The organism is Rugamonas aquatica (assembly GCF_009380215.1).
Taxonomy (GTDB): domain Bacteria; phylum Pseudomonadota; class Gammaproteobacteria; order Burkholderiales; family Burkholderiaceae_D; genus Rugamonas; species Rugamonas aquatica_B.
Map to the genome: position 1 here is coordinate 769,985 of NZ_WHUG01000001.1, position 14,366 is coordinate 784,350.

8 protein-coding genes are annotated in these 14,366 nt (G+C 65.2%); 2 read left to right on the forward strand and 6 right to left on the reverse strand.

Translation table 11 applies throughout. The features are described from left to right. Window positions 1-42: 42 nt before the first annotated feature. Window positions 43-4,092, reverse strand: a complete 4,050-nt coding sequence (gene purL, locus GEV02_RS03355; protein WP_152836499.1) for a phosphoribosylformylglycinamidine synthase — start codon at window positions 4,090-4,092, stop codon at window positions 43-45. A gap of 268 nt (window positions 4,093-4,360) precedes the next feature. Between purL and GEV02_RS03360 the strand changes: the two genes are divergently transcribed. Next, a complete protein-coding gene (locus tag GEV02_RS03360; RefSeq protein ID WP_152836500.1) occupies window positions 4,361-6,001 on the forward strand; it encodes a response regulator in 1,641 nt (546 codons plus the stop codon). Here GEV02_RS03360 and GEV02_RS32760 read toward each other — a convergent pair whose 3' ends face one another. The 3 genes from GEV02_RS32760 to GEV02_RS03370 all read right to left on the reverse strand — a co-directional run bounded on the left by GEV02_RS32760 (window position 6,002) and on the right by GEV02_RS03370 (window position 10,436). Further along, complete coding sequence (locus GEV02_RS32760; RefSeq protein ID WP_168167389.1) at window positions 6,002-6,145, reverse strand: hypothetical protein; 144 nt, start codon at window positions 6,143-6,145, stop codon at window positions 6,002-6,004. Window positions 6,146-6,273: 128 nt separating this feature from the next. Further along, window positions 6,274-6,807, reverse strand: coding sequence for a GNAT family N-acetyltransferase (locus GEV02_RS03365; RefSeq protein ID WP_152836501.1), 534 nt, complete (start codon window positions 6,805-6,807; stop codon window positions 6,274-6,276). Further along, entirely contained in the window at window positions 6,804-10,436 is a 3,633-nt protein-coding gene (locus GEV02_RS03370; protein ID WP_152836502.1) for a hydantoinase B/oxoprolinase family protein, read from the reverse strand. Before GEV02_RS03370 ends, GEV02_RS03365 begins: the two co-directional genes overlap by 4 nt. 97 nt (window positions 10,437-10,533) lie before the next feature. On the opposite strand from GEV02_RS03370, the gene GEV02_RS03375 reads away from it, so the two are divergent. Next, complete coding sequence (locus tag GEV02_RS03375; RefSeq protein ID WP_152836503.1) at window positions 10,534-12,039, forward strand: NAD(P)H-hydrate dehydratase; 1,506 nt, start codon at window positions 10,534-10,536, stop codon at window positions 12,037-12,039. Between the two features lie 3 nt (window positions 12,040-12,042). Here the strand turns inward: GEV02_RS03375 and GEV02_RS03380 are convergent, their stop codons facing one another. Together GEV02_RS03380 and GEV02_RS03385 are read right to left on the reverse strand one after the other, a co-directional pair. Next, window positions 12,043-13,584 carry a S41 family peptidase gene (locus GEV02_RS03380; protein WP_152836504.1) on the reverse strand — a complete coding sequence of 514 codons (1,542 nt, stop codon included), beginning with the start codon at window positions 13,582-13,584 and terminating at the stop codon, window positions 12,043-12,045. A gap of 61 nt (window positions 13,585-13,645) precedes the next feature. Next, a complete protein-coding gene (locus tag GEV02_RS03385) occupies window positions 13,646-14,365 on the reverse strand; it encodes an ABC transporter ATP-binding protein (protein ID WP_152836506.1) in 720 nt (239 codons plus the stop codon). Window position 14,366 lies beyond the last annotated feature (1 nt).

Consider the following 14,366-nt stretch of genomic DNA (forward strand, 5'->3'; position numbering starts at 1 on the left):
AAAAGGCCGGATCGCTCCGGCCTTCGCTTACCCTACTGTTACTTAGCCAACGAACTTGCGCGCGTTGCGGAACATACGCATCCAAGGCGAATCCTCGCCCCACGATTCAGGGTGCCACGACTGCTGCACCGAGCGGAATACGCGTTCGGCGTGCGGCATCATCACGGTGAAGCGGCCGTCGGCCGTGGTCACCGATGTCAGGCCTTGCGGCGAGCCGTTCGGGTTGTACGGATAGGCTTCGGTAGCGGCGCCACGGTTGTCGACGAAGCGCATCGCTGCCACAGCCTCGCTGATGTTGCCGGTCTGCGTGAAGTCCGCATAGCCTTCGCCGTGAGCGATGGCGATCGCGGTCTGCGTGCCGGCCATGCCGTTGAAGAAGATCGACGGCGAGTCCAGCACTTCCACCATCGCGAAGCGCGCTTCGAATTTCTCCGATTTGTTGGTGGTGAACTTAGGCCACGCATGCGCGCCAGGGATGATGGACTTCAGATTGCTCATCATCTGGCAACCGTTGCAGACACCCAGACCGAAGCTGTCGGTGCGCGCGAAGAAGCGGGCAAACTGATCGGCCAGCGCGGCGTTGAACAGAATCGTCTTGGCCCAGCCTTCGCCGGCGCCCAGCACGTCGCCGTACGAGAAGCCGCCGACGGCGATGATGCCCTGGAAGTCATCCAGCTTGACGCGGCCCGCAATCAGATCGCTCATGTGCACGTCGACGGCGTTGAAACCCGCCTGGTGCATCACGTATGCAGTCTCGATGTGCGAGTTGACGCCCTGCTCGCGCAGGATCGCCACGCGTGGACGCACGCCGGTCGCCAGGAACGGCGCGGCCACATTCTCGGTCAGGTCGAAGGTGATCTTCGGCGTGATGCCAGGATCGGTTTCGTCCAGGATGCGGTCGTATTCGGCATCGGCGCAGGCCGGGTTGTCGCGCAGGCGGGCGATGCGCCAGCTGGTCTCGCTCCACAGGCGGTGCAGTTCCGAGCGCGGCTTGGCGTAGATGATCTTAGCGTCGCGGGTGAACTCGATCACGCCACGGTCGTTCGGCTTGCCGATGATATGGCTGCATGCGCCCAGGTTGAAGGTGCGCAGCACGTCCATCACCAGCGACTTCTCTTCGGCGCGAACCTGGATCACAGCGCCCAGCTCTTCGGAGAACAGCGCGCGCAGTGTTTGCTCGTTGCGGCGTTCGGCGATCTGGCCGGCCCAGTTCTTGGCGTCACCCTGGTCGGCGCCGTGGCCCTGTTCCAAGGTCAGGATGTCGAGATTGATCGACAGGCCTGCGCGGCCGGCAAAGGCCATCTCGGTCAGCGTGCCATACAGGCCGCCGTCGGAACGGTCGTGGTATGCCAGCAGTTTGCCGTCGTTGTTCAGTTGCTGGATCGCGGTGAAGAAGGCTTTCAGGTCTTCAGGGCTGTCCACGTCAGGTGCTTCGTTGCCCAGCTGGCCCATGACCAGCGACAGCGCGGATGCGCCCAGACGGTTCTTGCCGCGACCCAGGTCGATCAGGATGATGGCGGTGTCGCCGGCATCGGTCTTGATCTGAGGAGTCAGCGATTTACGCACGTCGTGCACCGGCGCGAAGGCCGAGACGATCAGCGAAACTGGCGAAGTGACAGCCTTGGCGTCGCCCTCGTCCTTCCAGGTGGTGCGCATCGACAGCGAATCCTTACCTACCGGGATACTGATGCCCAGCGCCGGGCACAGCTCCATGCCGACTGCCTTGACGGTGTCGAACAGTGCTGCATCCTGGCCAGGCTGGCCGCAGGCGGCCATCCAGTTGGCGGACAGTTTGATGTCGGAGATATCCTTGATCGGCGCGGCGGCGATGTTGGTGATCGCCTCGGCGACGGCCATGCGGCCCGACGCTGCGGCGTTAATCACGGCCAGCGGGGTACGCTCGCCCATCGCCATCGCTTCGCCCAGGTAGCCCTCGAAGCTCATCGCGGTGACGGCGCAATCGGCCACCGGCACCTGCCATGGACCGACCATCTGGTCGCGCACGGACATGCCGCCCACAGTACGGTCACCGATGGTAATCAGGAAGGACTTGTCGCCCACGGTAGGCAGCAGCAGCACGCGCTTGGCGGCTTCTTCCAGGTCCATGCCGGTCAGGTCGATCGCAGGGAATTCGTTTTGCACGTGATGCACGTCGCGCTGCATCTTCGGCGGTTTGCCCAGCAGGACGTCCATCGGCATGTCGACCGGCTCGTTGCCCAGCTCAGGATCGATCAGCTTCAGTTGACGTTCTTCGGTCGCGGTGCCAACGACGGCGAACAGACAGCGCTCACGCTCGCACAGCGCCTTGAACATCGGCAGGCTGTCCGGCGCGATCGCCAGCACGTAGCGCTCTTGCGACTCGTTGGACCAGATCTCTTTCGGCGCCATGCCGCTTTCTTCCAGCGGGATCTTGCGCAGATCGAAGATCGCGCCGCGCTTGGCGTCGTTGGTGATCTCCGGGAAGGCGTTCGACAGACCGCCGGCGCCCACGTCGTGGATCGAGATGATCGGATTGTTGGCGCCCAGCTGCCAGCAGCCGTTGATGACTTCCTGCGCACGGCGCTCCATCTCTGGATTGCCGCGCTGGACCGAGTCGAAGTCCAGGTCCGCAGTGTTGGTGCCGGTCGCCATCGACGAAGCGGCCGAACCGCCCATGCCGATGCGCATGCCAGGACCGCCCAGCTGCACCAGCAGGCTGCCGACCGGGATGTCGTTCTTGTGCGTGTGCTGGCCGGAGATGTTACCGATGCCGCCCGCGATCATGATCGGCTTGTGGTAGCCGAACACGGTGTCGTGCGCGCCGGCGAACTGCTTGCCGATATTCTGTTCGTAGGTACGGAAGTAACCGCCCAGTACCGGACGGCCGAATTCATTGCTGAACGCAGCGCCGCCCAGCGGGCCTTCGATCATGATCTGCAGCGCCGAAGCGATGCGGTCTGGTTTGCCGTAGGCCTTGCCGCTGTTGCGGTAGTCGGCCACCGGCGCGGTCACGTCGGCGTCGTTTTCCCATGCCTGCACGGCGCCCGGCAGCATCAGGTTCGACACGGTGAAGCCGGTCAGGCCAGCCTTGGGCTTGGCGCCACGGCCGGTCGCGCCTTCATCGCGGATCTCGCCGCCGGCGCCGGTGGAGGCGCCAGGGAATGGGGAGATCGCGGTCGGGTGATTGTGGGTTTCCACTTTCATCAGCGTGTGCGTCAACTCGGTGGTCGGCGAGTACTGGTGCGCGTCACCCTGCGGGAAGAAGCGCATCACTTCCGCGCCTTCCATGATCGACGAGTTGTCGCTGTAGGCGACGATGGTGCCTTTCGGCTGCAGCTGGTGGGTGTTCTTAATCATGCCGAACAGCGACTTGGTCTGCGCTTCGCCGTCGATGGTCCAATCGGCGTTGAAGATCTTGTGGCGGCAGTGCTCCGAGTTCGCCTGCGCGAACATCATCAGCTCAACGTCGGTCGGATTGCGGCCGGCCTTGGTGAAGGCGGCGTCCAGGTACTCGATCTCGTCGTCCGACATCGCCAGGCCCAGGTCCGTGTTGGCCTTTTCCAGCGCTGCCTTGCCCATGCCGATCACGTCCACCGATTCCAGCGGCTTCGCTTCCAGCGTGCGGAACAGGCCTGCGGCTTCGTCAGGATGGCGCAGCACCGATTCCGTCATGCGGTCATGCAGCAGCGCGGCGACGGCCTGCACTTCTTCGTCCGACAGCTTCTTGGCGGCGCCGATGCTGCTGCCCAAAATGCCGGTCTTCAGATTGATGCGGAAGGCGATACCGCGCTCGACGCGCTTGATGTGCGCCATGCCGCAGTTATGGACGATGTCGGTGGCTTTCGAAGCCCACGGCGAGATCGTGCCGAAGCGCGGAATGACGAAGAACTCTTCGACTGCACCGTCGGTGTTGTCGGCGTGGGCCGGCTCACCGTAGGTCAGCAGCGCGCCGAGGCGGCTGGTGTCGTCGGCCGATAGCGGCGCGGCGGCATCGATGAAGTGGACATAGCGCGCCTGGACGGCGGCGACGGCAGGCAGCGCGGCTTGCAGTTGAGTTAACAGGCGTTGGCTACGGAATGCGGACAGGGCGTTGGAGCCCGGCAGAATCAACATGGTTGGAGGATGGTTGATGCAGCGTGGCTGCGGTTTAAAGGTAGATGGAGCACGAGATACTTGTAATGCATAATTTCCTTTGCGCGCATTATACCCTTTACGCCCTCGTCTATACAGCGCCAATTCGGGCCAAAAACTGCCGCCAAAGCAACATTTTCAGCCCTTTTTGGCCGGTTTATGCCCATGCCCGGGGCAAAGCGCCGGGTTTTCATAACATTTTGACTTGCCATGGAGTATGCTAGATTTAACTTTAGCTAGGATGCGTAACATGGCGGAATATAGTGATTTGTCAGTGCTGATCGTCGACCCCAACCCAGGGATGCGCGGCAGCCTGCACAATATGCTGAACCAGGCCGGCATCACCAAGATCGATTACGCGGTCAGTTCCGGCACGGCCATCCGCCAGCTGGGCAAGAAACCGTTCGACATCGTGCTGTGCGAGTACGACCTGGGCAACGGCAGCGGCGAGAACAATGGCCAGGACGGCCAGCAACTGCTGGAAGACCTGCGCCTGCACAAACTGATACTGCCATCGACCATCTTCATCATGCTCACTTCCGAAGGCGTCTACAGCAAGGTGATAGGCGCGGCCGAGCTGACGCCGACCGATTACGTGCTCAAGCCGTTCACCGTGGACGCGCTGCTGCAGCGCATCCGCAAGGCGGTCGAGCGGCGCGACGTATTCCTGCCGATCCACCAGCTGGTGGAAATGGGCAGCATCCGCAAGGCCATCGGCGAATGCGGGATAGCCGAAGAAAAGAATCCCCGCTACGCGATCGACTTCGCGCGCCTGCGCGCCGAGCTGCTGGTAAGGCTGGAAGAATTGGCCGAGGCCGAGGTGGTGTACCAGGTGATCCTGATGACCCGCCCCATCGCCTGGGCGCACCTGGGCATGGCGCGTTGCCAGTTCGGGCAGCAGAAGTACATCGAGGCGCAGGACACGCTGCAGGATCTGCTGACCCACAATCCCAAATTCATGGCGGCCTACGACCTGCTCGCGCGCACGCACGAGGCGCTGGGCCAGCAGGAATCGGCCAAGAAGATCCTGGAAGACGCGGTGGCGATCTCGCCCAACATGGTGCACCGCCTGCGCCACCTGGGCGAAGTGGCGTTCGAGACCGGCGATGTCGGCGTCGCCGAGAAGGCGTTCAAGCAGGTGGTGGCCAAGGCCAAGTACTCCGAATTCCGCGACCCGGAAGACCACGTCAAGCTGGTCAAGACGCTGGTCAAGAAAGGCGACGCCAATCAGGCCAGCGGCGTGATACGCGATATGGAACGCTCACTGCGCGCCAGCGCCAACGTCGAGGCCTGCCGGGCCATCGCCGCCGGCCTGCTGCAGGAAATGAGCGGCAATATCACCGCGGCGGCGGCCGAGCTGACCACCGCCGTCAATGCCGTCGGCGCCAGCCGTGGCCTGTCGACCGGGCTGAAAATCGGTCTGGTGCACAGCTGTCTGAATGTGAAGCTGGACCAGCAGGCGTCCGACCTGATGCTCAACCTGATGAACGATACCGAAAGCGGCGTGTCGATGGACGATGCGGTGCAGGTGTTCGAAAAGGCGGGCCGCCACGATCTGGCGGCAGGCATGGGTGAACAGATCAAGCATCACGTGGAAGAGCTGATCGCCCACGCGGCCGAGCAGCGCGGCCAGGGCGATCTGCGGGCGGCGGTCGATACGCTGAACGCAGCCTTGCGCAAGGCGCCGGCCAATATGTCGCTACTGCCGGCGGCGACGTCGGCGATACTCAAACAGCTGGACGATCTGGGTTGGGAAGTGCCGCTGGCCGAGCAATGCTCCTTCCTGCTGGAGCGCATGCGCAAGATCGATCCGGCCCATCCTTCACTGGAGGCGCTGCAGGCGCAGTATTCGCACACCCAGCGCAAGTACGGTATCGCGACGACGGCGTAATCAGAACATCAGCGAGCCGGGGAAGTTCGACAGGTGGGAAATCAGGTACCACGTCACGAAGTACAGGGCGCAGAGCAGGAAGGCCGACCGGATCGCGCGGTTCGCCGAGCCTCGTCCGCGCAGGAGCTTGAGTAGCGTACGCACTGTGTCCTCCCTTCCTGTCTGTTCATCGAACCAAAACTGTACGCCGCCTCCCTGCCATGGACAAGCCGGGAATCGCTGGTACTGTTTTTCGATGCCGACGGTATCGGCAGGCGCACCGGCCTGCGAGCTTAGGCCGGTATCATGGAGAAGACGTGGGCATCCACGCATAGGCCGCGCAGCTTGAGGCGGTTGCGGGCCAGGCATTCATGCGTGGCGCCGGCCTTGCGGGCCACTGCGGCGCTGGGTTCATTACCCGCCGCGATCACGATTTCCACCCGCGATTGATTCAGCTGCTCGAAGGCGTAGCGCGACAGTGCGCCCACCGCGGCGGCCGCCGCGCCCTGCCTTTGCGCCGAGGCGCGCACCCAGTAGCCCAGGTTGCAGAAGCCGTTCACCGCGTTCAGCTGGTTCAATCCACCGCCGCCGACCAGCGTTGTGCCGTCTGCCAGGAAGATGCCGAATTCGTGCGCGCTGCCATCGGCGCGGCTGGCGTCGCACCAGTCGAACCAGGACAGCGCCTGCTCCTCCGAGTACTCGGCGTGCGCCCAGGTCATCCACATGCCCACGCTGTCCATCGACTCGCGCACGCCTGCCGCGAAGGCCGGCGCGTCGGCGGCGATGAAGGGACGCAGCAGGAAGCTACCGGCCGGCAGCGGCGTCATTGTCCGCCCTCGCCGCCGGCCGGACCGTAGCCGCCGCCGCCCGGCGTATCGATGACAAACATATCGCCCACCTGCATATCAGTCTTGCCGATGTGCGCCAGTTCTTCGACGCGCCCGTCCGCGCGCACCACCGTGTTGCGGCCCAGCGCACCGGGCTCGCCGCCCGCCATGCCGAACGGCGCGTAGATACGGTTGTTGGACAGGATCGCCGCCGTCATCGGTTCGAGGAAGCGCACCTTGCGCGTGCCGCCATTCCCGCCACGCCACTGCCCCGCTCCGCCGCTGCCTTCGCGGATGGCGTAACTCTCCAGCCGCACCGGGAAGCGGAACTCCAGGATTTCGGGATCGGTCAGGCGCGAGTTGGTCATATTGGTCTGGACCACGCTGGTGCCGTCGAAGCCCGGGCCTGCGCCGGAGCCACCGCTGATGGTCTCGTAATACTGGTAGCGCGCATTCCCGAACGTGAAATTGTTCATCGTGCCCTGCGCCGCCGCCATCACGCCCAGCGCGCCGTACAGCGCGTTGGTGATGCAGGTCGACGTCTCCACATTCCCCGACACCACCGATGCCGGATAGTGCGGATTAAGCATGGAGCCCGGCGGTATCAGCACCTTCAACGGCTTCAGGCAGCCGGCGTTGAGCGGAATCTCGTCGTTGACCAGCGTGCGGAACACGTACAGCACCGCCGCCATGCACACCGCCGACGGCGCATTGAAGTTGTTCTCCAGCTGCGGCGAGGTGCCGGCGAAGTCGATCTCCGCGCTGCGGCTGGCCTGGTCGACCCGCACCGCCACCTGTATCTGCGCGCCGTTATCCAGCGGCAGCGTGTAGCTGCCGTCCTTCAGTGCACTGATGACGCGTCGCACGGATTCCTCGGCGTTGTCCTGCACGTGCCCCATGTAGGCCTGCACCACCGCCAGCCCGAAGTGCGCGACCATCTTGCGCAGCTCGTCCACGCCTTTCTGGTTGGCGGCCACCTGCGCGCGCAGGTCGGCCATGTTCTGGTCGGGATTGCGTGCAGGGTAGCGCGCGCCCGCCAGCAAGGCGCGCGTCTCGGCCTCGCGCAGCTGGCCGCCGGCGACGCCCGCATTGGCGCCATCCACCAGCTTGAAGTTGTTGATTAATACGCCCTCTTCCTCGATCACGCGGGAATCCGGCGGCATCGAACCAGGCGTGGTGCCGCCGATGTCCGCATGGTGCCCACGCGAGCCGACGTAGAACAGGATGTCCACGCCCGCTTCGTCGAACACCGGCGAGATCACCGTCACATCCGGCAGATGGGTGCCGCCGTTGTACGGATCGTTGAGCATGAAGACATCGCCTGCGCGCATCCGCCCCGCGTTCTCGCGCATCACCGTCTTGATGCTCTCGCCCATGGAGCCCAGGTGCACCGGCATGTGCGGCGCGTTGGCGATCAGGTTGCCGTCGGCGTCGAAGATGGCACAGCTGAAGTCCAGCCGCTCCTTGATGTTGACCGAGTAGGCTGTGTTCTGCAGGCGCAGCCCCATTTGCTCGGCGATCGACATGAACAGGTTATTGAAGATCTCCAGCATCACCGGATCTGCGCTGGTGCCGATGGCGCGGCGCTCCGGCAGCGCGGTCACGCGCTTGAGCACCAGATGGTCGTGCAGCGTCACCTCGGCCTGCCAGCCAGCTTCCACGATGGTGGTCGCATTCGCCTCGGCGATGATGGCCGGGCCTTTGACGATATCGCCGATGCGCGTGGCGCCGCGCTGATACAGATTGGTCTGGCGCCATTTGCCGCCGGTGTACATCGGCACCACCGCATGCGGCATCAGGCCGGACACGCGGCGCGCGGCCGGCTCCACCGTCTCCGACGGCGCATCGGACTTGCCGACCGCCTCCACCGACACCGCCTCGACGATCAGCGCCTTGGAAGGCATCAGGAAGGAATAGCGCTTGCGATATGCCGCTTCGAACTGCGCCTGCATGCTGTCGGCGGTATCGAACAGCACGATCAGCGCCGAATCGGTGCCCTCGTAGCGCAGATGCGCGCGCCGTATCAGCACGATGCGCTCATCCTCAACGCCCTGGTGATGCAGGTCGGCGCGCGCCTGGCGGCCCAGCGCGTGCAGGCGCGCATCGAGGTCCACCAGCGCTTCAACGCTCAGACGCACTTCCACCGCAGCCTCGCGCATCACGGTCTGGTCGGCCAGCCCCATGCCGTAGGCCGACATGACGCCCGCCAGCGAATGCACGAACACCGTCGTCATACCCAGCGCATCGGCCACCAGGCAGGCGTGCTGCCCGCCCGCGCCGCCAAAGCTGGTCAGCGTGTATTCGGTCACGTCGTGCCCGCGCTGCACGGAAATCTGCTTGATCGCATTGGCCATATTGCCGACGGCGATTTCGATAAAACCCTCGGCCACCTGCTCGGGCGTGCTTTCCTTGCCGGTGGCGGCCGTGATCTGCGCCGCCAGTTCGGTGAAGTGGTTGCGCACGGCCTGCGCATCGAGCGCCTGCCGGCCTTCTGCGCCGAACAGCTGCGGGAAGTGATGCGGTTGGATTTTGCCGAGCATGACATTGCAGTCCGTGACCGCCAGCGGCCCGCCGCGCCGGTAACTGGCCGGCCCCGGATTGGCGCCCGCGCTGTCCGGGCCGACGCGATAGCGGCTGCCGTCGAAATGCAGGATGGAGCCGCCGCCCGCCGCCACCGTGTGTATGCTCATCATCGGCGCGCGCATACGTACGCCAGCCACCTGGGTTTCGAACACGCGCTCGAACTCGCCGGAGAAATGCGACACGTCGGTCGAGGTGCCGCCCATGTCGAAGCCGATCACCTTGTCGAAGCCCGCCAGCTTGCTGGCGCGGACCATGCCGACGATGCCGCCCGCCGGGCCGCTCAGGATGCTGTCCTTGCCGTGGAAGGCGCGCGCGTCGCTCAAGCCGCCGCTGGACTGCATGAATTGCAGGTTCACGCCCGGCATCTCCTTCGCCACCTGGTCGACGTAGCGGCGCAGGATGGGCGACAGGTAGGCGTCAACCACGGTGGTGTCGCCGCGCGCCACCAGCTTCATCATCGGACTCACCTCATGCGAAACCGAGACCTGGGTAAAACCCATCATGCGCGCCATCTCGGCCACCTTGACCTCGTGCGCATGATAGCGGTAGCCGTGCATGAAGATGATGGCCAGCGAACGCAGGCCCATGTCATAGGCTGCGGCCAGGCCGGCGCGGGCGGTTTCCATGTCGAGATCGAGCACGGTATCGCCATGCGCACCCATGCGCTCGTCGATTTCGATCACATGGCTGTACAGCAGCTCAGGCAGCAGGATGTGGCGGTCGAACAGGCGCGGACGGTTCTGGTAGGCGATGCGCAGCGCATCGCGGAAACCGCGCGTGATGGCCAGCGCGGTCGGCTCGCCTTTGCGCTCCAGCAGCGCGTTGGTGGCAACGGTAGTGCCCATCTTGACGGCGCCGATCTGCGCCACCGGAATCGGCTTGCCCTTGGCCACGCCCATCAGCTGGCGGATGCCGGCGATGGCCGCATCGGGATAGTGTTCGGGATTCTCGGACAGCAGCTTGAGCGTACGCAGGCGTCCATCGGGCGGACGCGCCACGATGTCGGTGAACGTACCGCCCCGGTCTATCCAGAATTGCCAATCCATGCCTGCCTCGTTACGATGACTGAAGCGTATATTGTAGTAGCTCGGCCGCGCACGGGACAGCGAGCTTACAACATAATTTAGATGCTAAAATTACACCATGAACCCACTCTACTCCAGCGCGGAGATACGCGCCATCGAACAAGCCGCCGCCGCTGCGCTGCCGGATGGTGTACTGATGCAGCGCGCCGGCCAGGCCGGCGCCAATGCCGCGCTGGACTTGCTGCCTTTCGCCACCGCCAATGCCAAGGTGCTGGTGCTGGCGGGCCCGGGCAACAACGGCGGCGACGCGCTGGAGACGGCGGCCCATCTGGCCTATGCCGGCGCCCAGGTGACGATCCTGCACTTCCCGCCGCAGTCCGAGCCGTCCGCCGAGCGCGCGGCCGCGATGCAGCGCGCGCAAACCAGCGACGCCCGCTTCGACGACCTGGACGCGGCAGCGATCACCGGCACCGAATGGGCGCTGGTGGTCGACGGCCTGTTCGGCATAGGCCTGCAACGTCCGCTGGCCGGCGCGTTGCGCGCGCTGGCGGAAACGGTCAACGGCCTCAAATGCTCTGTGCTGGCGCTGGACCTGCCGAGCGGGCTCGATGCCGACACCGGCGCCATCGTCGGCCCGGACGGCGTCGCGGTACACGCCACCCACACCGTCACCTTCATCGGCAACAAGCCCGGCCTGCATACCTGCGACGGCCGCGATTACGCCGGCCTGGTGGAGGTGTCGCGCCTCGATATCGACGCCGTCCACTTCGCACCGGCGCGGCTGCACCTGAACGACGTCAAGTTCTTCTCGCGCCGCCTGCGCGCACGGCGCCACAATACACACAAGGGCAGCTACGGCAACGTGGCGGTGATCGGCGGCGCGCAAGGCATGACGGGCGCACCGCTGCTGGCGTCGCGCACGGCGCTCAACAGCGGCGCAGGCCGCGTCTACACCTTGTTTGTGGAGGATGCGCTGCCCTGCGACTTCGGCCAGCCGGAGCTGATGTGCCGCGTGGCGGCCGGTTTCGACCTGGAGCAGGCCACGCTGGTGATCGGCCCTGGCCTGGGCGCGTCGCCGCATGCGTCGGACGTGCTGGCCAGCGCCATCGCCAGCGGCAGCGCGCTGCTGGCCGATGCCGACGCCCTCAATCTGCTGGCGGCTTATCCCCGGCTGCAAGCAGCGCTGGCGCAGCGCCCCGGCGGCAGCGTGCTGACGCCGCATCCGCTGGAAGCGGCGCGGCTGCTGGACTGCTCCATCGCCGAGGTGCAAGCCGACCGCGTCGGCGCCGCCCGCAAACTGGCGGCGAAATTGAACGCCTGCGTGGTGCTGAAGGGTTCCGGCACGGTGATCGCCGCGCCCAATGGCGATGCCGTCATCAACACCACCGGCAATCCGGCGCTGGCCACGGCCGGCACGGGCGATGTGTTGTCCGGCCTGTGCGGCAGCCTGATGGCGCAAGGCTGGCCGATGTGGGAAGCCGCACTGGCCGGGGTCTGGCTGCACGGCATGGCGGCCGATGTGCTGGTGACGGAGGGCGCCGGCCCGATAGGCCTGACCGCCGGCGAGCTGATACCGGCCATCCGCGTGGCGCTCAACCGCATGGTCCAGCACCACGGGCGCTAGCGTTTAACGCTTGGCCAGGTCGGCCTCGATCACTTTCAGGAAGGCCTGCTGCGTCCAATCCAGGTCGGGAACGTAGATCGCCGGCGAGTAGAACTGCCCCGCCGCGCGCGGCCGGCCCACGTACACCTTGTTCGGGATGATGACCTTGGCCAGTCCGGAATCGAGTTTCTGGCTGCGGACTTCCATGTAGGTGGAGTCGGCCGAACTGGGTGCGCCGATCAGCTTCGTGTTCGGGAACAGCGTGAAATAGTCCAGCGCATCCAAGCACGCGCTGGCGCACTGGCCCGGCACCACCACGTACACCGGCTTGGTAAACGGCGGCAGATCGCCGGCCAGATTCAGAGCGCGGTCGTCGGCCAGATTCAGAGCGCGGTCGTCGGCCAGATTCAGAGCGCGGTCGTCGGCGCCGATGTTCGCCGCGCTCGTAGGCGGCACATAGAATTTTTCGCCGCGCTGCAGCGACTCCTTCATGCCGTCCGCCACGCGGTCCATTTCGGCGGCAAACGCTTCCTGCTTTTCGTCGCGCAGCGTCGCGGCCATGCGGCGCACGTAGGCGCTGTTGTCCGCCGAAGCGCGCCACCATATCTGCTGCTGCGCGGAGTACATCTTGCGCAAGCGGTTCACGCGGCTTTCGCCCCACAGCGCGCGGGAGAAATCGCGGCTCCACAACGAGGAGCCGCCATGGTTGCCGCGCAGGTCGATGACGATGGCGTCGGCATCGAGGTAGCGCTGGCGGTGTTCCTGTATCTCCGCCGTCATTGCGCGGTAGGCGGCGCGCTGCGCTTCGTCGGGATGGAAGGTCGGCATCGCCGCCCAGTACAGCTTTGCGCGCGGTTCGCTCAAGCCGACCGGCAGCAAGGGGCCGTTGAAGCTGGCTTCACTCCATTTGGTGCCCTGCTCGCTGAGCGGGCGCCAGTTGAGGGTGTGGGCGATCTGCTTGCCGTTGAAGGTAAAGCGGCATTGCACGGGGCGCGCCACGAAGGGATTGCCGAAGTCGATGAAGGTGTCGCCGGCATAGGCCCACCAGTTCCCGCGCTCTTCGCTGAGGCCATCGAAAGCGAAGAAGTTGGTCTCCGCCAGCTCGGTCATGTTCCTGCCATCGCAATCATCGATGCGCGCGCCGGCCGGCGGCCCGCCCGCTTCCGAGGCGTAGACCAGCATGCTGTCCCCGCGCCATACGGCGACGAAGCCGGGCCAGAGCAGATCCTTTTTGCTTGCCCCGCTCAGCACGGAGACGCCCGCGTGGCCGTCATGGATCTGGGTACTGAAGCGTTTTAAGGCGGCCTGGTAGCCGCCGCCGTCGGCCACCTTTGCCGCCAGCGCCAGGCCTTCAGCGCGGGCCTTGGCCAGATTGGATGCGAATGCGGGATTGGCGGGATCGTGGGTGCCGGGATGATTGTCCAGCGTGATCCGGTAGGCCGTTTCGATGTCGGCGATGGCGGCCTGGCGCCACTGATCGGCCGTTTGTGGAGCGGAGGTTGCGGCCATCGCGCCGCCAGCCAGCATCATGCCTGCGATGCCGGCACGGCAAATGAAATTGAACATATCGTTTATATCAGCTTGCAAGAAAGGCTAGAACTTACGATATAAACAATTAGCCGTCAACTCAGACCAGCCGGCCCGCCGCGATGGTGATGGTGCGGCCGCAGCGCTGCGCCATGGCCTGGTCGTGCGTGACCAGCACCAGCGTCGAGCCGTGCTGGCGATTCAGGTCGAACATCAGCTTGATGACGGCTTCGCCGGTGGCGGCGTCCAGGCTGCCGGTCGGCTCGTCGGCGAACAGCAGCGGCGGTTCGGTGACGAAGGCACGCGCCAGCGCCACGCGCTGCTGCTCGCCGCCGGACAGGTATTTGGGATAGTGCTTCAAGCGGCTGGACAGCCCCACCCGCTCCAGCATGAACTCCGCCTGTTCGCGCGCATGGTGGGCGCCGCGCAGCTCCAGCGGCAGCATGACGTTCTCCAGCGCCGTCAAATGCGCCAGCAGCTGGAAGGACTGGAACACGAAGCCCAGCTTTTCCTTGCGCAGCGCGGCGCGGCCATCCTCGTCCAGCGCGTAGATATCCACGCCATCGAGCATCACCTTGCCCGCGCTGGGCGTATCCAGCCCGGCGAGCAGGCCGAGCAAAGTCGACTTGCCGGAGCCGGATGCGCCTACAATGGCGAGCGTCTCGGCTTTTTGCACGGTAAAATCGACCTCGTGCAAAATCGTCAGCTCGCCGCTGGCGTCAGCCACGCGCTTGGCCAGGCCCTGGACGGCGATGGCCGGCTGCGTGCCGGACTGCGGCGCGGCTGCGGCGCTGACCGTCAAGCCCGGACCATCCGGCATA

Bases quoted from the DNA above. Each gene is read 5' to 3' on its own strand.
- purL (WP_152836499.1), bottom strand. From the start codon at position 4,092: ATGTTGATTCTGCCGGGCTCCAACGCCCTGTCCGCATTCCGTAGCCAA.
- GEV02_RS03360 (WP_152836500.1), top strand. From the start codon at position 4,361: ATGGCGGAATATAGTGATTTGTCAGTGCTGATCGTCGACCCCAACCCA.
- GEV02_RS03365 (WP_152836501.1), bottom strand. From the start codon at position 6,807: ATGACGCCGCTGCCGGCCGGTAGCTTCCTGCTGCGTCCCTTCATCGCC.
- GEV02_RS03370 (WP_152836502.1), bottom strand. From the start codon at position 10,436: ATGGATTGGCAATTCTGGATAGACCGGGGCGGTACGTTCACCGACATC.
- GEV02_RS03375 (WP_152836503.1), top strand. From the start codon at position 10,534: ATGAACCCACTCTACTCCAGCGCGGAGATACGCGCCATCGAACAAGCC.
- GEV02_RS03380 (WP_152836504.1), bottom strand. From the start codon at position 13,584: ATGTTCAATTTCATTTGCCGTGCCGGCATCGCAGGCATGATGCTGGCT.
- GEV02_RS03385 (WP_152836506.1), bottom strand. From the start codon at position 14,365: ATGCCGGATGGTCCGGGCTTGACGGTCAGCGCCGCAGCCGCGCCGCAG.